This is a genomic window from Morganella morganii, assembly GCF_041099235.1.
GTDB classification, from domain to species: Bacteria; Pseudomonadota; Gammaproteobacteria; order Enterobacterales; family Enterobacteriaceae; genus Morganella; species Morganella morganii_E.
In genome coordinates this window covers 198310-217458 of the sequence record NZ_JBFZSO010000005.1, presented here as the reverse complement: position 1 = coordinate 217458, position 19149 = coordinate 198310, and the positions used below count along the sequence as shown (strand labels likewise).

The 19149-nt window shown below is 51.5% G+C and carries 16 protein-coding genes and 1 pseudogene; 9 read left to right on the top strand and 8 right to left on the bottom strand.

What is annotated here, in order from left to right:
• Positions 1-528: 528 nt before the first annotated feature.
• The 4 genes from AB7038_RS10900 to AB7038_RS10885 are packed head-to-tail and all read right to left on the bottom strand — an operon-like array spanning position 529 to position 5741.
• Positions 529-726 carry a hypothetical protein gene (locus AB7038_RS10900; protein ID WP_369453303.1) on the bottom strand — a complete coding sequence of 66 codons (198 nt, stop codon included), beginning with the start codon at positions 724-726 and terminating at the stop codon, positions 529-531.
• Positions 727-785: 59 nt separating this feature from the next.
• A complete protein-coding gene (locus AB7038_RS10895; protein ID WP_369453302.1) occupies positions 786-1910 on the bottom strand; it encodes an ABC transporter permease in 1125 nt (374 codons plus the stop codon).
• Between the two features lies 1 nt (position 1911).
• The gene (rbbA, locus tag AB7038_RS10890; RefSeq protein WP_368889108.1) at positions 1912-4671 is read right to left on the bottom strand and encodes a ribosome-associated ATPase/putative transporter RbbA; all 2760 of its coding nucleotides are present in this window, start codon (positions 4669-4671) and stop codon (positions 1912-1914) included.
• The gene (locus tag AB7038_RS10885; protein WP_369453301.1) at positions 4668-5741 is read right to left on the bottom strand and encodes an HlyD family secretion protein; all 1074 of its coding nucleotides are present in this window, start codon (positions 5739-5741) and stop codon (positions 4668-4670) included. Before AB7038_RS10885 ends, rbbA begins: the two co-directional genes overlap by 4 nt.
• Positions 5742-6118: 377 nt before the next feature.
• Between AB7038_RS10885 and rimO the strand changes: the two genes are divergently transcribed.
• Both rimO and AB7038_RS10875 read left to right on the top strand, forming a co-directional pair.
• Positions 6119-7459, top strand: a complete 1341-nt coding sequence (gene rimO, locus AB7038_RS10880; RefSeq protein ID WP_004237733.1) for a 30S ribosomal protein S12 methylthiotransferase RimO — start codon at positions 6119-6121, stop codon at positions 7457-7459.
• Positions 7456-8442 (top strand): sugar-binding transcriptional regulator, encoded by a 987-nt coding sequence (locus AB7038_RS10875; RefSeq protein WP_368898861.1) that lies wholly within the window; start codon positions 7456-7458, stop codon positions 8440-8442. Before rimO ends, AB7038_RS10875 begins: the two co-directional genes overlap by 4 nt.
• Before the next feature lie 53 nt (positions 8443-8495).
• Here the strand turns inward: AB7038_RS10875 and AB7038_RS10870 are convergent, their stop codons facing one another.
• The 4 genes from AB7038_RS10870 to mtnK form a co-directional block, all read right to left on the bottom strand.
• Complete coding sequence (locus AB7038_RS10870; protein ID WP_368889105.1) at positions 8496-8852, bottom strand: hypothetical protein; 357 nt, start codon at positions 8850-8852, stop codon at positions 8496-8498.
• A gap of 125 nt (positions 8853-8977) precedes the next feature.
• Complete coding sequence (locus AB7038_RS10865) at positions 8978-9625, bottom strand: L-fuculose-phosphate aldolase (protein ID WP_369453300.1); 648 nt, start codon at positions 9623-9625, stop codon at positions 8978-8980.
• A gap of 2 nt (positions 9626-9627) precedes the next feature.
• Complete coding sequence (gene mtnA, locus AB7038_RS10860) at positions 9628-10737, bottom strand: S-methyl-5-thioribose-1-phosphate isomerase (protein WP_368889103.1); 1110 nt, start codon at positions 10735-10737, stop codon at positions 9628-9630.
• A gap of 26 nt (positions 10738-10763) precedes the next feature.
• On the bottom strand, positions 10764-12029 hold the full coding sequence (mtnK, locus tag AB7038_RS10855) for an S-methyl-5-thioribose kinase (RefSeq protein ID WP_368889102.1): 1266 nt from the start codon (positions 12027-12029) through the stop codon (positions 10764-10766).
• A 498-nt stretch (positions 12030-12527) separates the two neighbouring features.
• Here mtnK and AB7038_RS10850 point away from each other — a divergent pair, with 498 nt between their 5' ends.
• From AB7038_RS10850 to AB7038_RS10820, 7 genes and pseudogenes are all read left to right on the top strand, one after another.
• Positions 12528-12746 (top strand): helix-turn-helix domain-containing protein, encoded by a 219-nt coding sequence (locus AB7038_RS10850; RefSeq protein ID WP_004240946.1) that lies wholly within the window; start codon positions 12528-12530, stop codon positions 12744-12746.
• A gap of 117 nt (positions 12747-12863) precedes the next feature.
• Positions 12864-13712: a glycosyltransferase family A protein gene (locus AB7038_RS10845; protein WP_369453299.1), complete on the top strand. Its 849-nt coding sequence runs from the start codon at positions 12864-12866 to the stop codon at positions 13710-13712.
• Positions 13713-14334: 622 nt separating this feature from the next.
• Positions 14335-14421: pseudogene (locus AB7038_RS10840) on the top strand (cytochrome b); the annotation flags it as partial.
• Between the two features lie 39 nt (positions 14422-14460).
• On the top strand, positions 14461-15036 hold the full coding sequence (locus AB7038_RS10835; RefSeq protein ID WP_369453329.1) for a YceI family protein: 576 nt from the start codon (positions 14461-14463) through the stop codon (positions 15034-15036).
• Positions 15037-15140: 104 nt separating this feature from the next.
• Positions 15141-15911: a hypothetical protein gene (locus tag AB7038_RS10830; protein ID WP_368889100.1), complete on the top strand. Its 771-nt coding sequence runs from the start codon at positions 15141-15143 to the stop codon at positions 15909-15911.
• A 490-nt stretch (positions 15912-16401) separates the two neighbouring features.
• On the top strand, positions 16402-17592 hold the full coding sequence (locus tag AB7038_RS10825) for an EmrA/EmrK family multidrug efflux transporter periplasmic adaptor subunit (protein ID WP_368889099.1): 1191 nt from the start codon (positions 16402-16404) through the stop codon (positions 17590-17592).
• Positions 17593-17634: 42 nt separating this feature from the next.
• Positions 17635-19128, top strand: coding sequence for a DHA2 family efflux MFS transporter permease subunit (locus AB7038_RS10820; protein ID WP_440590466.1), 1494 nt, complete (start codon positions 17635-17637; stop codon positions 19126-19128).
• Positions 19129-19149 lie beyond the last annotated feature (21 nt).

The following is a 19149-nucleotide window of genomic DNA, read 5'->3' as shown; positions in this document are numbered from 1 at the left end:
GTCCTCACTTCACCGCCTTGCCACAAACGAAATGATTTAGCGAATCTGCGTCATCCTTCCGCCTGTGGCTGTGTTGGTTTCGTTCGTCCACCCCGGTCACATACTGGTGTATGCTCCCGGGGATGTCCTCACTTCACCGCCTTGCCACAAACGAAATGATTTAGCGAATCTGCGTCATCCTTCCGCCTGTGGCTGTGTTGGCTGCACTCAGAAAATCTGTTTTTATTTACGCCAGACTTTATGTACACGGCAGATGCCGTACAGAAGAGCGAAAAGCGTAGAGCGCCAGGGATGGCGCGACCCGAGCGAACAGGGATGTGACAGCGCCTTTTCGTTCTGTGCGGTATCAGCCGAAGCACTGTGGCAAAATAGGTTTCCCGAAATCCTTCCCTTGCCGCCTTACCACAAACCGGATGATTCAGCAGATTCCGCGGACAGGGACGTGTCAGCGGCTTTCCGCTTTGCCGGTTATCCCGCTGCCCGGGTTTGAAAGAAGATGGTTTAGTTGCTTACAGCCTCACGGATTTTTCAGTAACGACAACGCCAAATCCAGTACCGCAGCACTTTGCAGATCCCAAAACATATCCGGGTCGATACAGGCCAGCGGTTTTCCGGCGGCGGCTGCACTTTGCTGACACTCGCGCAGGTGATGGCGGGACTGTGGGGCGAGCAGAGCAGCATCTGCGGGGAAACCCCCGTATCACTCATCAGCAGAATGTTAATCATATCCGTATCCCTGCATTATCCGTTATTAACTGAACTGACAGCCTGTAATGCTACTGCCTCTATGCCATCGCACTGATGGTTTTGCGGAAGCGCAGCAAAGCAGCACCGAAAAACGCCCCGCCGATAATGATCAGGTAAATAAACTGCGGCCAGACGATCAGAAAATCCGCTCCCCGGTAAAGAATCGCCTGTGCCAGACTGACAAAGTGTGTCGTCGGCATCGTCTGCATCACATCCTGCACAAACTGCGGCATACTTTCCCGCGAGGTCATCCCGCCCGACAACATATTCAGCGGCAGCAGTACCATAATCATCAGCAGCCCGAACTGCGGCATCGAACGGGCAAGTGTCCCCATAAAAATCCCGATGGAGGTGGTGGCAAACAGACTCAGCGCCACTCCGCACATAAACAGCGTGATTGAACCCTCTATCGGCACCTGTAACAGAAAGCGGACAATCAGCAGCAGCGAGCCGAGTGAGGCGAGCAGTACCACCAGTCCCATCGACCAGACCTTGGACATCATGATCTCAAACGGCGTCACCGGCATCACCAGCAGATGCTCAATCGTGCCGTGCTCCCGCTCACGGATCAGTGCCGCTCCGGTCAGGACAATCGACAGCATCGTGATATTGTTGATAATCGCCATCACCGACCCGAACCACATCTGATTCAGGTTCGGGTTAAAACGGGCGCGGATATCCAAATCGACCGGCAACACACTGTTTTGCCGGTTTTTAGCCAGAAAAGTATTCACCTCCCCGGTAACAATATTCTGAATATAACTGTTGCCGAGAAACGCCTGGCTCATGCGGGTGGCATCGACGTTCAGCTGAATGGCGGGGCGGCGGCCGGCCAGTACATCACGCTGAAAATTAGGCGGAATATCCATGGTAAAAGTATAGGTGCCGCTGTCCATCAGGCCGTCCATCTGACTGATATCAATATCCGCCGGGGCCAGAAAATAGGGCTCGTAAAAGCTGTTGATAATGCGCTCACTGAGCTGGGAGCGATCCTGATCCGCGATGGCAATCGGTGCCAGATGCAGCGAACCGGAGGTCACTGTTGCTGAGGAATAGATTGATATCGTGAATGCAAACACAATCAGCGCCAGCATCGCTTTATCCCGCATCAGGCTGCGCAACTCTTTCATGCCGAGATAGATAATATTCTTCAGTGTCCGCATGTTATCCCTCCTGCTTTTTCAGGAAAAAGATGCTGCAACCGAGAACAACCGGGATAGTAATCAGCAGCGGAATAAAGGCCTGATACAGATCGATAAGCCCCAGTCCCTTGGAGAAGGTTCCCCGGGTGATGGTCAGGAAATGGGCGGTCGGATAGATGTGTCCTATCCAGTAACCCATACCTTCCAGTGATGAGACCGGGTCAATCATGCCGGAAAATTGGGTGGCCGGGATCAGGGTGATAATTGCGGTCCCGAAAATTGCGGCAATCTGGCTTTTCATAAAGCAGGAGATCAGCAGCCCCATGCTGGTGGCAATGGTGATATAGCAGAATGCAGCAAGTGTCACCGTCAGCAGACTGCCCTTGAACGGCACCCCGAATACCCAGACGGAAAGGGCGCAGAGCAGGAAAAAGTTAAACATCCCCAGCACGATATAAGGCACCTGTTTGCCGATCAGAAACTCTGTTTTGGTCACCGGGGTGACATAGAGATTGATAATCGACCCCAGCTCTTTCTCCCTCACCACACTCAGGGCGCTGAGCATTGCCGGTATCATCATCAGCAGCAGCGGGATCACCGCCGGAACGATAGCAGGCAGGCTTTTCACATCCGGGTTATAACGGTAACGGGTTTCGATATCTATCGCAGAGCGCAGCGGGTTTGCCACCGGCTGTTTTGACGCCATACGGGTCAGCCAGTTGAGATGCATAGCCTGCACATAACCGCGCACTGTTTCTGCCCGGTTCGGCATCGCGCCGTCCACCCAGACCCCCAGTTTCACATCATGGCCTTTGGCGATATCACGGGCAAAATCCGGCGGAATTTCAATCGCCACCGCGATTTCCCCGGCGCGCATCCGGCGCTCCATATCGTCATAATTTTGCAGCGGCGGCTGTTCGATAAAGTAGCGCGAACCGGAGAGATCCTGCACATAGTTCTGGCTGGTGGTGGTCTGGTCGCGGTCGAGTACGGCAAAACGCAGATTTTCCACATCCATACTGATGCCGTACCCCATAATAAACATCAGGATCACGGTGCCGAGCAGGGCCAGTGTCAGCCGCACCGGGTCGCGGCGCAGCTCCAGCCCTTCACGCAGACTGTAACTGAACAGACGGCGCAGACTGAAACGGCGTTTCAGTGCGGTGGCGGCGGCTTCACCGCTGTCGGCAGGCAGCTCCGGTGCTTCCGGCGGAGGGGCATCATCCTCAATCCCCGAGGCTTTTTTCAGATAATCAATAAAGACGGCTTCGAGGGTATCAAATTTGCTGTTGGCGACCAGATGTTCCGGGGTATCCGTCACCAGTACTTTTCCGGCATGCATCAGCGACATGCGGTCACAGCGGGCGGCTTCATTCATAAAGTGAGTGGATATAAAAATCGTCACACCGTCTTTGCGTGATAAATCCACCATCAGATCCCAGAACATATCACGGGCAATCGGGTCAACGCCGGATGTCGGTTCATCGAGGATCAGCATTTCCGGGCGGTGAATAACCGCCACGGCAAGGGAGAGGCGCTGACGGATCCCGAGGGGCAGCCCTTCCGGCATGGCATCAGCGACATCCGTCAGTTTAAAGCGTGTCATCATTTCATCAACACGCTCATCAATTTCGTTTTCCGGTACATGGAACAGCTTGGCGTGCAATACCAGGTTCTGTAAAACCGTCAGTTCACTGTAGAGGGAGAACGCCTGCGACATATAACCGACCCGCATCCGCGTATTCAAATCTTTCGGATCGACCTCCTGACCAAACAGCCACGCTTTGCCTTCCGTGGCCTGCAACAGCCCGGTGAGCATTTTCATGGTGGTGGATTTACCACAGCCGTTGGAGCCGAGGAAACCAAAGATTTCCCCTTTCGGGATACGGAAACTGACGTGGTCAACAGCGGTAAAACTGCCGAAGCGCATGGTCAGATCCTGTGCCTCGATAGCAATCTCTTCATTGTCCTGTGCTTTACGCGGCGGGATCACCACCGCTTTGTGATCTTTGCGTTTTTCTTCCGGCAGCAGGGCGATAAAGGCGGCTTCCAGCTCGTCAGTCTGTGTCTGTGCTTTCAGTTCACGGGCGTGTCCTGTCGCCAGGACTTTGCCGTCGTCCATTGCGACCAGGTGATCAAACCGTTCCGCCTCTTCCATATAGGCCGTCGCCACCAGTACACTCATATTCTGCTGGCGTTCGCGGATGCGGTCGATAAGCTCCCAGAACTGGGCGCGGGAGAGGGGGTCAACGCCGGTGGTCGGTTCGTCGAGGATCAATAGTTCCGGGTCATGGATCAGGGCGCAGCATAATCCGAGTTTCTGCTTCATCCCGCCGGAGAGTTTTCCCGCCGGGCGGTCACGGAACGGGGCGAGTCCGGTGCTGGTAAGGAGATCGTCAATCCGCAGACGGCGCTCTTCCTCAGACTGGCCGAACAGGCGTCCGAAAAAATCCACGTTTTCAAACACCGACAGGGTGTGATAGAGGTTTTTTCCCAGTCCCTGCGGCATATAGGCAATACGAGGGCACACCGCGCGGCGGTGCTCTTCTTCGCGGATATCACCGCCCAGCACAATCACATTACCCTGCTGCACTTTGCGGGCCCCGGCTATCAGGGAAATCAGGGTGGATTTCCCGACACCGTCCGGCCCGATCAGCCCCACCATCTGACGGGCGGGGATGTTCAGCGTGATATCATCAAGGGCGCACACATCACCGTAATGATGCGTAACCTGTTCCAGGGTGACGATTGCGGTGTCAGAATGCTGTTTTGATGATGTCATTGAGGTAATTTCACCTCCAGGTCAGCCGGCCAGTCCTGCTTCGGATCCAGCCGGATATAAGCGCGTCCCGGCAGACCGGTTTTCACATATTCCGGGTATTTTTCCAGCAGTTCGGGGGAAATCCGCGCACGAACGCGGAACATCAGTTTCTGGCGTTCATTATCCGTTTCCACCGTTTTCGGGGTAAACTGCGCGACACTGGCGACATACGAGGTTTTCGCCGGGATCACCAGATCCGGAGCGGCATCAAGAATAATATGCACGTCACTGCCGATGCCCGCCTGTCCGGCCTGTTCGGTCGGCAGGAAGAAAGTCATATAGACATCACTGAGATCGACCATATTCACCACGCGGCCACCGGCACCGAGCACCTCACCCGGTTCGGCAACACGGTACTGAACACGGCCGTTACGCGGTGCTTTCAGCTGACTGTCATCCAGATCCGCTTCAATCCGGTGTTGTGTTGCCAGAGCGGCATCCACTTTAGTCTGTGCCTGGATAATACCGGACTGCGCGGCATCAATCGCCGCAGAAGCCGCGGCCACCTGAGCTTTCGCCGCTTCCACGGCAGCACGGGCACCCTGGACAACGGCCAGGTCATCATCCACCTGCTGAACAGACACGGCATTGGTTCTCACCAGTGCCTGTGAACGCGTCAGACGCTTCTGTGCGGCAGTCAGTTCTGCGGTACGCTGACGTACCATCGCCTCTGCGGCGGCTTTCTCACTTTTCCGCTGAGCCAGTGCCGAGCGTGAGGAAATCACATTACTGTCCGCCTGGCGGTGCTGTGCCTGAGCTTCACTCAGTTGTGCTTCCAGTGTCCGGGTATCCATCTGCGCCAGCACATCCCCGGCGCGGACAAAATCCCCCTCTCTGACATTGATGGTGCTGATGCGCCCGGCAGTTTTGGTTGAGATATCAATTTCCGTTGCCTCGATCCGTCCATTGCTCTGAGCGAAGCCCTCAGGCAGCCCGGGGCTTTGCAGCATGCGGAACAGATAGCCGCCGCCGGCAAGGACAATGACCAGGATGAGATAAAAAATCCACGTTTTACGTTTTGATTTTTGCATAGATACCGTGATTACCCTTCTTATGGAAAATAATGAGATAAGCACAACAGCAGCATTTCAATATCAGGTTCGCAAATAATGATGCTTTTTATTTTCAGAACGATGACATTAAATGCTGACAAAGAAAGCATAACCGGATCAGCAGGATAAAGCTGCCGTGTATATCACATTCACTGTAAACGCCGGGATACAGCGCCGGGGATTGCACGAATTGCACTGGTTTTTTATCTGACACAGGGATTTTTTACGCCGGAGGCTATCAGTCAGAGGAGTTTGTTTGCTAAAATTTGTCTCTTTCCTTTCCGATAATGACTAATATCTGCGGGATGCAGCCGGAAATATCCTGCTGCATCCCGCTCTTTTGAGTAAATGAGCTTATGTCGCAAAATACCAACACAGTGCCGAAAGTCGGTTTCGTTTCTTTAGGCTGCCCGAAAAACCTGGTGGATTCCGAGCGGATCCTGACTGAACTGCGCACGGACGGCTATCAGGTTGTGCCGAGCTATGATGATGCCGATGTGGTGATCGTCAATACCTGCGGTTTCATTGACAGTGCTGTGCAGGAGTCCCTGGAAGCTATCGGCGAGGCACTGGCGGAAAACGGTAAAGTGATCGTGACCGGGTGTCTGGGTGCGAAAGAAGACCAGATCCGCGAAGTGCACCCGAAAGTACTGGAAATCACCGGTCCGCACAGCTATGAGCAGGTGCTGGCGAATGTCCGCAAATATGTGCCGAAACCGGCGCATGATCCGTTCACCAGCCTGGTGCCGGAGCAGGGCGTGAAACTGACGCCGCGCCATTACGCGTATCTGAAAATTTCTGAAGGCTGTAATCACCGCTGCACATTCTGCATTATCCCGTCTATGCGCGGCGACCTGGACAGCCGTCCGGTCGGCGAGGTGCTGAGTGAAGCGCAGCGTTTGGTTGAGGCCGGTGTGAAAGAACTGCTGGTCATTTCCCAGGATACGTCTGCTTATGGTGCGGATATCAAACACCGTACCGGTTTCCGTGACGGCCTGCCGGTGAAAACCAGCATGATCGGTCTGTGTGAGCAGTTATCCCAGCTTGGCGTGTGGGTGCGTCTGCATTATGTTTATCCGTATCCGCATGTGGATGATGTGATCCCGCTGATGGCCGAAGGCAAAATCCTGCCGTATCTGGATATCCCGTTACAGCACGCCAGTCCGCGCATTCTGAAACTGATGAAGCGCCCGGGTGCCGTTGAGCGCACACTGGAGCGCATCAAACGCTGGCGCGAAATCTGTCCGGAACTGACACTGCGTTCCACCTTTATTGTCGGCTTCCCGGGTGAAACCGAAGAAGACTTTCAGATGCTGCTGGACTTCCTGACAGAAGCCCGTCTGGATCGCGTCGGCTGCTTTAAATACAGTCCGGTGGAAGGAGCGCATGCCAACGAATTACCGGATCAGGTGCCGGAAGAGATCAAAGAAGAGCGCTATCACCGCTTTATGCAGTTACAGCAGCAGATCTCCGCAGAGCGTCTGGCTGAAAAAATCGGCCGCACACTGCCGGTGATCATTGATGAAGTTGATGAAGAAGAGGGCGCTGTCGGCCGCAGTATGGCGGATGCGCCGGAAATCGACGGTATGGTGTATCTCAACGGCGAGTTTGATGTACAGCCGGGGGATATTGTCATGGTGAATATTGAACATGCCGATGAGTATGATCTCTGGGGCAGCGTGGTGCGCGAAGCATGACAAACAGTGACAACCGCCTGACCGGACGCCTGATGTTCGGTAATGACCCGGTTCTGCAGGCCGCGTGGCTCTATTATCAGTCCGGTCTCAGTCAGACGGAAGTGGCTGATGCGATGGGAATTTCCCGCGTGACCGTGGTGAAATACCTGCAAACAGCCCGGGAAAACGGAGTGGTGCATATCAGCCTGGATATGGCGCGTTACAGCCGCATTGATATGGCGTTGTCACTGAAAAAGAAGTTTAATCTGACCAATGTGCTGGTGGTGCCGGACAGCCCGGTTGCGGAGGCGGCGGCAGATTCCGCCCGCCGCCGGGAAAACATGGCACAGGCGGCCGGGGTGTATCTCAGTCAGGTGATTGAAGACGGGGATGTGCTCGGCGTGGCCTGGGGACGGACAATTCACCATATGGCGAAGTGTCTGACACCGAAAGTCATCCGCAATATGACGGTATTACAGATGCTCGGTTCCGTGCCGTCGCAGCCGGATTTCACCACCGTGGAATCGTCCTCGCTGATTGCCGGAAAGTTCGGCGGTGAGTGTGCGTATCTGCATGTTCCCGCGATTGTCAGCTCTGCGGAGCTGGCAGACGCACTGCGCCGTGAGCCTATCATTCAGGCAAATTTTGCACAGCTGGATCGCTGTACCAAAGCGCTGTTTGTCGCCGGAAATGTCACGGAAGAGAACCCGCTGATCCGCGCCGGGGTGATTACGGCGGAGGAAATGACCGATTTCCGCCGCAAAGGGGCGGTCGGGGTTATCTGCGGGCGTTTTTATGATCAGGCGGGTGAGCCGCTGGATACCCATACGGATGCCCGCATCCTTGGCATCCGGCTGCCGCAGCTGCGTAATATCGCACGGCGGATATTTATTGCCACCGGTGAACAAAATATCGCCGCCACCCGCGGGGCACTGCGTGGCGGATATGTTTCTGATTTAATTGTTGATCCGCTGATCGCAGTACATTTGCTGTCAGATAAATAAGGACAAAAACCGCCGGAAGGCGGTTTTTTACATCAGAGCATTAATCTCGCCGGTTACTGCTTTTCCGCTGCCGCTTTTTCTTCCGGTGTGCGGGTATCTCCCTTACCGTTATTCAGCAGCTGAATAGCACAGTTCATGTATTTATCCGCACCGGCCTGAATCAGCTCATGGTTAAATGCAACAGCGGGTGCGCTGTCCTGCAATGCGGTCACATTGATATCACCGTTAAACTGCTTATTCAAATCCACTTCGCCTTCAATCGTGACATAGTAAGCAATGCCATCCGGCAGATAGCGGCCGCACTCTTCAATGCTTTTTTCGCTGAATTGCGGGGATTTTTTTGTGGCGGCACATCCTGACAGGAGCAGAACGGCAGAAGCAAACGCAGCGTAACAAATGACTTTTTTCATAAAAACCTTAAATAACAAATACATTAAGGTTTTAATTATATTGCAAATGATTATCATTTAAAATAATTAATTACGTAAGGTGACAAAAAACGACGCATTGCGCCGTTTTCTGCCGCCGGTAATCACTATTTTCCGGTTTTCAGTCCGTAGGTTTTGAATTTCCCCAGAACCCGCTGCATCTCCTCAGTGCTCAGTACCGGTACATCCGGTGTGATGGCCCGGACTTTCAGATACAGCGCGGAGAGCACTTCGATCTCATGCGCCAGCCACAGGGCTTTTTCCAGGTTGATTTCCATCGCCAGCATGCCGTGATGCTGCATAATCAGCGCTTTACTGGTTTTAATGCCTTCCGCAACAATATCAGCCAGCTCGTGTGTGCCGAAGGTGGCATACGGCACACAGGGCACATGGTCGGTGCCGGTGACGGCGACCATATAGTGGATCGCCGGAATGGATTCATTGAGAATGGAGACCGCCGCCGTATTCAGGGCGTGATTGTGTACTACCGCATTCAGCTCTGGGCGTGCCTGGTAACAGCTCAGGTGAAAATGCCATTCGCTCGATGGGATCTTATCCGCCTCTGCCTGTCCGGTGTTATCCATGAAGACAATGCTGTCCGGGGTCAGCTTTTCATAGGGCACGCCGCTCGGGGTGATAAGCATCCCGTCCTGCCAGCGGGCGCTGACATTGCCGGAAGTGCCCTGATTGAGCCCGCTTGCATTCATCTTCAGGCAGGTATCGATAATCTGTTGTGCCAGTTCAGTGCGGGTCATGATCACACCTCATACTCAGACGGCCACATCTCCGGGAACATGGCTTTCAGCCCGGCCGGGGAGGCATCACAAATGCCGCGTTCGGTGATAAGCCCGGTGACATACTCCGCCGGAGTGACATCAAAGGCATAGTTGCCGCAACGGGTACCCGCCGGTGCAGTATTCACCCAGCTGCGGGTGCCTTCCGGTGTGATACCGAAAACGTGTGACTGTTCTTCACCGGCGCGCTGTTCAATCGGGATCTCTTTTACGCCGTCCCACACAGTGAAATCAAGGGTCGGTGACGGCAGCGCCACATAGAACGGCACATTGTTCGCTTTGGCCGCCAGCGCTTTCAGGTAGGTACCGATTTTATTGCAGACATCCCCGCGAGCGGTAGTGCGGTCAGTGCCGACAATACACATATCCACTTCGCCGTGCTGCATCAGGTGTCCCCCGGCGTTATCGGCAATCAGGGTATGCGGCACGCCGTGCGAGCCCAGTTCAAAGGCAGTCAGTCCGCCCTGGTTGCGCGGACGGGTTTCATCCACCCAGACGTGAATATTAATGCCTTCATCATAAGCCTGATAAATCGGTGACAGCGCTGTGCCCCAGTCAACGGTGGCCAGCCAGCCTGCATTACAATGGGTCAGGATATTTACCGGTTCGCCCGGTTTCTTACGGGCAGCGATGTCGCGGATAACCGTCAGGCCATGTTCGCCGATGCGGTGACAGATTTCCGCATCTTCATCCGCAATTCCGGCGGCAATACGGTAAGCAGCGTCACGACGCTCAGCCGCAGGGAGTGGTGTCAGGGCACCACAGATTCTGTCCAGCGCCCATTTCAGGTTGATCGCGGTCGGGCGGGTGGCCACCAGCACGTCATACGCTTTTTTCAGGGCCGTGTCACTGCTGTCGCGGTGCATCGCCAGCGCCACACCGTAAGCGGCCACTGCACCAATCAGCGGCGCACCGCGTACCCACATATCTTTGATGGAGGTTGCGGCTTCCTCCATCGTTGTCAGTGTGATGATACTGACTTCAAAAGGCAGTTTTGTCTGATCAAAAATACAGACATGAGTGCCATTATCTGCGGGCCAGATTGAACGGTAATGTTTTCCGTTAATTTTCATTATATAACCTCGTGTGCAGGTGACGCTTAACAATAAGAAAGAAAGGCTTCGACATCGGCAAAGCTGTGATAATGGCGGGCGTTGACAATCAGCTCCCGAGCCAGTTTCAGTGCTCTGCGTTCAAGTGCCGCGCGTTTGTCCGCATCAGTAATGGTTTTGAAATCAGCAACACCGGCAAACCCGAGCAGGCGGCGGTTGATCTCCAGCCCGGCATTGACCAGGGTGTCCTGAAACAGCTCTGCGAAGAAGCTGTCCTGGGCGGCTTTCAGGAATTTGTCATCAAACATACCATCCTGATACAGCTCACGCGGCCAGGCATCGCCCTGTGATTTTTCGGTCCACAGACGGCGGAATTCAGTCTCAAACGTATTCCAGGTCTGGCTTATCTGCGATAACAGCCATTGCTGATAGCGTGCGGTCTCTTCCTCTGTCTCCCTGTGTCCGGGCTGAGAAAACCAGGCCATGTATAAGTTACCGGCATAGTTGCCGGTATCAAACGCCATCGGCCCCATAAAACTGAACTCAGGATCAATGACCTGAACCGAATCAGTGCCGATCATCACGGATCCGGAGTGTAAATCCCCGTGCAGCAGCGCCTGTGACTGTGTCATAAATTTGTACTTATAGCGCATCGCGACCTGCACCATTTCCCTGTCCAGCATCACGGCTTTTGCATCGCGATCGAGCTGCGGAGAGGTGTGATTATTGCGCGGAGCCGGGAAGTAAGGCTCGGTAAAAATCAGATCTTCGGTGATTTTGCATAATTCATGGTTGGCGGAGAACTGAGCGGTCAGGGCTTTTTTCTCCTGTGCCGCCATACCGATATCCGAGGTATGGAACAGTGTTTGTGCCATAAACCGGCCGGTTTTCTCCGCCAGCTGAGGGACATATTCTCCTGCGATCAGCGCTTTACGCAGAATGATATGGTCAGCGAGATATTCCATGGCAAACAGCGCCATGGTTTCGTCATAGAAATAGACATCCGGCACACTGTCAGGTGCGAAACGTTTCTCCTGTGACAACGCATGGTATTCGAAATAATTACGTTGCAAAGAGAGTTTCCAGGATTCACCGGCGGCACGGACATACGGCAGTGATTGCTTGACCACCAGAGTCCGCTCACTGCCTCTGACAATAAACACCAGATTGAGATTACCGTCACCGACTTCCTCTATCTGCCAGGATTCCGGCGTGCCGCCGGGTAAAATGTCATCCGGCAAATGTGAGGACAGGTAAGCGGGAAGGGTGCCACAGGTTTGCGGGGTATATCCGGCAGGGGATTGTTGCGTCATAAGATAACCTCAGAAACAGAGATAAATGGCTACATATGTAAATTATAACTATACATATGTATTTTTTCTGTGATGCAACTAACACATAGCCGGAAATAGCATTTCTTAAGCAGGTGATAAGGAATAAATGTAAATACTTCTTAAGTATTTTCACGCAATTATTTTTATGAAATACCAGGGTATATTATTAACTGATATTCAGTGATCGGTTTTTTAAGAATTATTTTTAATCTTATTAAGACCCTTTTTTGATATTAATTGTGATCGGGTAGGTATTATTACATTAAACAGACGTATTGATATTGCAAAGAATACACCTATAAGGTTAAATCCCGATTACTAAGGCTGAAGATATCGGTTATTTATAGCGTGTTATTTTTTATTTTTAAATTTCATATCGTTATGAGCTTATTGGCCACTGTCAGGTAAGCGGGTGGCAGACTCTGAAAAACGGAATTTTTTGTTATCACGTTGTCAATATAAGTGAAGGAGAATCTTATGGAGACGGAATCTATATATTCCTGTGTCGGAACCCGGATTAAAGAAAAGCGAAAGTACTTAGGATTAAGTGTCGTCCGGTTAGCGGAGGATATGGGAATAACTCAGCAGCAATTTAATCGTTATGAGCGGGGAACAAGCCGGATTAGTATACATTATCTTATGTATCTGGCAGAAATGTTCCATGTTCCGGTGGATTACTTTTTCGATCAGGAATAGTTTATCCCCGCCAAGTAGTGACACTGCACCACCTGTATGTGAGAATAGCCGGTAATTAACATCGCACTGGTTGCTAATTGCCGGTCAGTCATTTGTGGTAACAGGGTCACAGGTATAATGTCACGCGAATTCTTCCGAAAAGTTGCGGATAAGCAACATATAAAACTTACTTACATCACTCATTTCTATTGTAATCAGCAAGATATTTCTGAAGTTGTCAATCTGCTTCGTGAATATGAAAGTATGCCGGCATCCGTGCTGGACTATGTTCAGTTTGTCATTGTTGATGACTGCTCCCCGCTTGAGTATGAAATTCCTGAATTTGATTTAAATCTGACATGGCTGCGGATCACAACCGATATTCCGTGGAACCAGGGCGGTTCCCGTAATCTGGGTGTGACCTATGCGGCGTCAGATAAAATTCTGATGACCGACCTGGATCATATCCTGCCGGTTTCGACGTTCACTTATCTGATTAATGCGGCAAATCCGGGCCGGTCATTCTATAAACTCTACCGCCGGGGTGAGCAGGGGAATCTCCGCAAAGGGCACTCCAATCTGTTCTTTATGTCCCGCGCCCGATTTTTACGTTTTTACGGTTATGATGAAGAGTTTTGCGGCCATTACGGTGCAGAAGATTACCGTTTTGTGAAACTGCAGAAATATCACGGCTCCCGCCAGCGCTATCTCCCGAAATCAGTGTATGCCAGGGAGCGGATTGTGGATCGTGATAAGTCTTATCATACGCTGGACAGAAGTCTGGAATACAACACGCCGGTTGATAAACGCAAACATGAAGAAGTCTGTACGTATGGCGCGGAATCCGGTCATTCCCGGTTGTTCCTGGATTTTGAATGGAAAATTATGCGCTCAGTCTGCCGTACATCACCGGTAGTCAGAGAGAAAAATCCGGGCTGGAAAGCCCGCTGGTGGTTGCGCTGGTTATTTGCGCCGCTGGCAAAATAAAGCTGCATAAAAAAAGCGCCCATTGGGCGCTTCTTTGTATCTGTCTGATTTATCAGAATGCTTTGCTGTTTTTAGCAATAATAGCAGCAGCACGGGTCAGATAAGAAAAGAAAGTTTTGATGCTTTTCATAATAAACTCCTGCTTTTGAGTAAGTGATTAAGCCTGTTTGGCTTTGATGGCGGTACTATACCATTTTTGTGATGGGTGTCAAATTTTATATAAACTTTATTTTAAGATATTAAAATTATTTTTAATTGCGTCCGGGCTTACGATAACCGGTGATCTGCAGGCATAAAAAAAGCGCCCATCGGGCGCTTTTTCTGTATCTGTCTGATTTTAATCAGAATGCTTTGCTGTATTTTGCAATGATAGCAGCAGCACGGGTCAGATTGGAAAAGAAAGTTTTGATGCTTTTCATAATGAACTCCTGCTTTTGAATTAGGTGAGTAAGCTGTTTTGCTTCGATGGATGTATCATAGCATTTATGTGACATTAGTCAACTTTTTCATCAAAAATATTTTTAAATATTAAAATTATTTTTTGACGATATCCGCCGGCTCGCGGATTTTCCTGCACTTCGGTTATAACTCAGTCCAATTCAGTCTTACAAAATTCTGATAATCGGCGCTGCACGCGCTGGCGGCACTGAAACATCATTTTTTTGATAAAGACGCCACATTAAAACGCATGCTGGGCATGAAACCCTGAACGGGCTGCCTGTAATTTTATTATGACGGAGTGAATATGATGCTGAAGAAAGTACTGGTTGGTTTAAGCGCAGGTATGATGCTGCTGGGTTCCGGTGCGGCAATGGCCGACACCTATAAGATAGATAAAGAAGGGCAGCATGCCTTTGTGCAGTTCCGTATTCAGCACCTGGGTTACAGCTGGCTGTACGGGACATTTAAGGATTTTGACGGCACATTTACCTTTGATAAGGCCGACCCGGCAAAGGACAACGTGGATGTCACCATCAAAACCGGCAGCCTGGATACCAACCACGCGGAGCGTGATAAACATCTGCGCGGCAGTGAGTTCCTGAATACCGAAAAAAATCCGGAAGCAAAATTTGTTTCAACCAAAGTAGAAAAGAAAGGTGATGACTTTATTATCACCGGAGACCTGACCCTGAACGGCGTGACCAACCCGGTGACACTGGATGCAAAACTGACCGGTGAAGGCAAAGATCCGTGGGGTGGTTACCGCGCCGGTTTTGAAGCAACGGGCAAAGTTTCACTGAAAAGCTTTAATATCAAAGCCGACCTGGGACCGAAGTCTCAGGATGCTGAACTGATTATTTCCGTTGAAGGCGTAAAAATCTGATTATTTTTACAATCTGAACAATTATCGGGGCCTGCAATAGCAGGCCTTATTAATTTGTGTCACTATCACTTTCAGTGATAACTCAGCGTATCAGAGGAAAGTGCGTGAATAAAAAACTCAGCTTATTATTGGTTCTTATTGTTGCCGTGGTTTTTGCCGGTGCCGGTTATTATATGGGCTCGCGGGATAACGTTTTTTCTGTCACTGCCGTCAGTCAGGACAGAATGACAACGCCAAAATCACTTGAAGCAGAGATGATGTCGGAATCGATGCAGTTTATCGAAGTGGTCGGCAAAATTTCCCCGGAAAAATATAAAGATCTGAAAAGTCAGATCGGGAATTACAGCACCATGACCCGTGAACAGAAAGTGGCATGGATGAATGATATTACCGGGATGACGGCGGTGTTATTAATTGACCGGATCCCGTATGCCTCTGATGATGCACTGAATGCCTTTGCCGCAGCGGTAAAAGATCAGGCGGAAGGTTATCTGGTGAAAGATCCGTCAGGACAGCAGTGCTTTAATAACTTTTTTCCGGCGCTGAATAAATTCCCGCAGAATAAAGCGCAGTTTACCTATAATGAAGCTGATATCCGGATGCTGAAAACGGTGAATCTGATCCTGACATCATCACTGGAAGACCGGAATACCGGTAATGTTCCGGCGCAGGAAGCTTATAAGGTATTAGGGGATGTTTATGCGAAACTGTCAGAAAAATACGGTGATAAAGTGATGTTGCTGAGTGACCTGAATAAAGGGGCGGAAGATCCGGTTACCACCTGTCTGATTGTCGGCGATTTTTATGATTTATTCACGAAAGAACCGAATAAAGCGGCTACCGCTGAGGCGCTGCGTCTGATTTTGTCTCAGTAAATATCGCAGTGCACCGGACAATAACCGCAGCGTTTATGACTCTGCGGTTTTTTTATATCCGGCAGACAGAAACAAAAATGTGCAAATCGTGCTGTTTTCTGTATCCGGATAAAAAACAAACACATTTAAGGAAAACACGATACTTTGTTTAAGAATCGGGAAAGGTAAACAGAAAATACTCTTATACCCGAAAATGAACCGGGCAGACGAATAATCAGGGGAGGGCTGTCACAGAGCGTACAGAAATAAGTATCAAAATATGCAGCGGATATTACTTAAATATCCGATTATTTCCTTATATTCATTTGTCATTCGTCATAAACAGATAAATAAGTTACATATTTTGTCGTGTTCAGCAGATGTTTTGTTTCTGTTTATATTGTTTTCGGTTTTCCGCTGTAATATTTCACTTACCGTTACTTTTATAGTGATTCAGGCTATTCTGTGCGCAATATTTTGGGCTTAACTTTATTACTACCGGGGTATTTTGATGGACAACACATCAGCGCAGTCTTCTGCTGCCCAGCCTTCTGACAAAAAAACATCGTCATCCAATCCCGCCAGACGAAAAATCTGGCTTGCGGGAACGTCACTGCTCTTTATCGTGCTGCTGGCCGGCTATCTTATTTACTGGTTTATGGTACTGCGTTATCAGGAATATACCGATGACGCCTACGTGGTGGGCCTGCAGGTACCGATCGTCGCACAAACTACCGGTAATGTGACACAGGTGAATTTTGAGAATACCGATCTGGTGCATGCCGGGGATGTGCTGGTGGTGCTGGATAAAACCAATGCTGAACTGGCTTATGCGCAGGCACGCCATGATCTTGCGGCCACAGTGCGGCAGACTCAGGAGCTCTATTTTAACCGTGACCAGCTCGGTGCGGTTATCGCTCAGAAACAAGTGATGCTGAACCAGGCACAGAATGACTATGCCCGGCGCAGTGTGCTGGGACAGCGGGGGACTATCTCCAAAGAAGATTTACAGCACTCCCGCGAAGCGGTTGAAGAGGCGCAGGCATCCCTGAATGCCTCTGTGCAGCAGTTAAATGCCACCAAAGCCCTGCTGAAAACCACGGCACTGGCGGATCAGCCTGCGGTGTTGCAGGCGGCGGATAAAGTCCGCGATGCCTGGATTAACTTACAGCGCACGGAAATCCGCAGTCCGTTTACCGGGTATGTTTCCCGCAGGAATGTGCAGGTCGGGGCTCAGGTCAGCCCGAATGCCTCACTGATGGCGATTGTCCCGGTCGAGCCGGTCTGGATTGATGCCAACTTTAAGGAAACGCAGCTCAGCAGTGTGCGGATCGGGCAGCCGGTCACCATTACCAGTGATTTTTACGGCGACAAAGTGACCTTTAACGGTACGGTAGCCGGGCTGGATATGGGCACCGGCAGTGCCTTCTCTCTGCTGCCGGCGCAAAACGCCACCGGGAACTGGATCAAAGTGGTGCAGCGTCTGCCGGTACGGGTCGAGCTGGATCCGCAGCAGATTGCCAGATATCCGCTGCGTATCGGGCTGTCGATGAACGTGACTATCGAAACCAAAAATACGGATGGCCCGGTACTGGCCAATGTCCAGCGCGATACCCCGGCCTTTAAGAGTGATGTGCTGATCCCGGATCTGGCACCGGTCAATGCGGTGATTGCACAAATCATTACCGATAACGCCAGTTAATCAGCGCGGGGCTTTATTGTGGCTAATCAACCGTTAACAGGCATGAAACTGGTCTGGGCGACCATCGCGCTGTCGATGGCCACCTTTATGCAGGTGCTGGACTCCACCATTGCCAACGTGGCGATCCCGACCATTTCCGGCGATCTCGGTGCCTCTGTCTCACAGGGCACCTGGGTTATTACCTCGTTCGGGGTATCCAACGCGATTTCCATCGCGATTACCGGGTTTCTGGCCAAGCGCTTCGGGGAAGTGCGGGTGTTTATCTGGTCCACCGGGCTGTTTACCCTGACGTCACTGCTGTGCGGGTTATCAGAAAGCCTGGAAATGCTGATTTTCTTCCGCGTGTTACAGGGCGGGGTGGCCGGGCCGATAATCCCGCTCTCACAAAGCCTGCTGCTGAAAAGTTACCCGCCTGCCAAACAGAATACCGCGCTGGCACTCTGGTCGATGACCATCATTCTGGCGCCGGTGTTCGGGCCGATTATGGGTGGTTATATCAGTGATAACTTCCACTGGGGCTGGATTTTCTTTATCAACGTGCCTATCGGCATTGCGGTGGTGCTTGTCAGTCTGATGCTGCTGCGTGGTATGGAATCGAAGGTGACAAAGGTTCCGCTCAATGTGATTGGCTTGTCGCTGCTGGTGATCGGGATCGGCTGTCTGCAAATCCTGCTGGATAAAGGGAAAGATCTCGGCTGGCTGGAGTCAGATGAAATTGTCGCACTGGCGATTATTGCAGCCGTTGCGCTGGTCTTCCTGGTGATCTGGGAACTGACGGATAAAAACCCGATTGTCGAGCTGTCGCTGTTTAAGTCGCGTAACTTTACCATCGGCACACTGTCGGTCAGTCTGGCGTATATGGTCTATTTCGGCGCGATTGTACTGCTGCCGCAGCTGCTGCAGGAGGTGTACGGTTATACGGCGGAATGGGCGGGGCTGGCGCTGGCACCTATCGGGCTGGTGCCGATACTGATTTCCGCGTTTGTCGGTAAGATCTCCAATGTGGTGGATTTACGCTGGATTGTAACCTTTAGTTTCGTGGTGTATTCCGTCTGTTTCTACTGGCGCGCCTATACTTTCGAGCCGCAAATGGGGTTCTACGCTTCGGTCTGGCCGCAGCTGGTGCAGGGTTTTGCAGTGGCCTGTTTCTTTATGCCGCTCACCACCATCACGCTTTCCGGTCTGCCGCCGGAGAAACTGGCCTCCGCCTCCGCACTGGCCAACTTCTTCCGGACACTGGCGGGCTCTATCGGGACATCGATCACCACCACGCTGTGGAGCCGTCGCGAATCGTTACATCATTCTCAGCTGACGGAATCCATCACCGCGTATAATCCGGAATCGGTACAGATGTATCAGGAGATGGCGCAGCACGGGTTATCAGAAGCGCAGACCTCCGCCTATCTGGCGAAGGAAATTACCGCCCAGGGGCTGATTATCAGTGCCAATGAGATTTTCTGGCTCTCCGGCGGCGTCTTTATCGGATTGATTGTTCTTATCTGGTTTGCCCGGCCGCCGTTTGCCACAAAATCCTGATAGGGACTACAGTAATAAGGA

What these genes read in the sequence shown, in the direction of transcription:
- mtnA (WP_368889103.1), bottom strand. Translation starts at nt 10,737, where the DNA reads ATGAAAATTAACGGAAAACATTACCGTTCAATCTGGCCCGCAGATAAT.
- AB7038_RS10825 (WP_368889099.1), top strand. Translation starts at nt 16,402, where the DNA reads ATGGACAACACATCAGCGCAGTCTTCTGCTGCCCAGCCTTCTGACAAA.
- AB7038_RS10900 (WP_369453303.1), bottom strand. Translation starts at nt 726, where the DNA reads ATGATTAACATTCTGCTGATGAGTGATACGGGGGTTTCCCCGCAGATG.
- AB7038_RS10820 (WP_440590466.1), top strand. Translation starts at nt 17,635, where the DNA reads ATGAAACTGGTCTGGGCGACCATCGCGCTGTCGATGGCCACCTTTATG.
- AB7038_RS10895 (WP_369453302.1), bottom strand. Translation starts at nt 1,910, where the DNA reads ATGCGGACACTGAAGAATATTATCTATCTCGGCATGAAAGAGTTGCGC.
- AB7038_RS10850 (WP_004240946.1), top strand. Translation starts at nt 12,528, where the DNA reads ATGGAGACGGAATCTATATATTCCTGTGTCGGAACCCGGATTAAAGAA.
- AB7038_RS10845 (WP_369453299.1), top strand. Translation starts at nt 12,864, where the DNA reads ATGTCACGCGAATTCTTCCGAAAAGTTGCGGATAAGCAACATATAAAA.
- AB7038_RS10870 (WP_368889105.1), bottom strand. Translation starts at nt 8,852, where the DNA reads ATGAAAAAAGTCATTTGTTACGCTGCGTTTGCTTCTGCCGTTCTGCTC.
- AB7038_RS10835 (WP_369453329.1), top strand. Translation starts at nt 14,461, where the DNA reads ATGCTGAAGAAAGTACTGGTTGGTTTAAGCGCAGGTATGATGCTGCTG.
- AB7038_RS10865 (WP_369453300.1), bottom strand. Translation starts at nt 9,625, where the DNA reads ATGACCCGCACTGAACTGGCACAACAGATTATCGATACCTGCCTGAAG.
- AB7038_RS10875 (WP_368898861.1), top strand. Translation starts at nt 7,456, where the DNA reads ATGACAAACAGTGACAACCGCCTGACCGGACGCCTGATGTTCGGTAAT.
- rbbA (WP_368889108.1), bottom strand. Translation starts at nt 4,671, where the DNA reads ATGACATCATCAAAACAGCATTCTGACACCGCAATCGTCACCCTGGAA.
- rimO (WP_004237733.1), top strand. Translation starts at nt 6,119, where the DNA reads ATGTCGCAAAATACCAACACAGTGCCGAAAGTCGGTTTCGTTTCTTTA.
- mtnK (WP_368889102.1), bottom strand. Translation starts at nt 12,029, where the DNA reads ATGACGCAACAATCCCCTGCCGGATATACCCCGCAAACCTGTGGCACC.
- AB7038_RS10885 (WP_369453301.1), bottom strand. Translation starts at nt 5,741, where the DNA reads ATGCAAAAATCAAAACGTAAAACGTGGATTTTTTATCTCATCCTGGTC.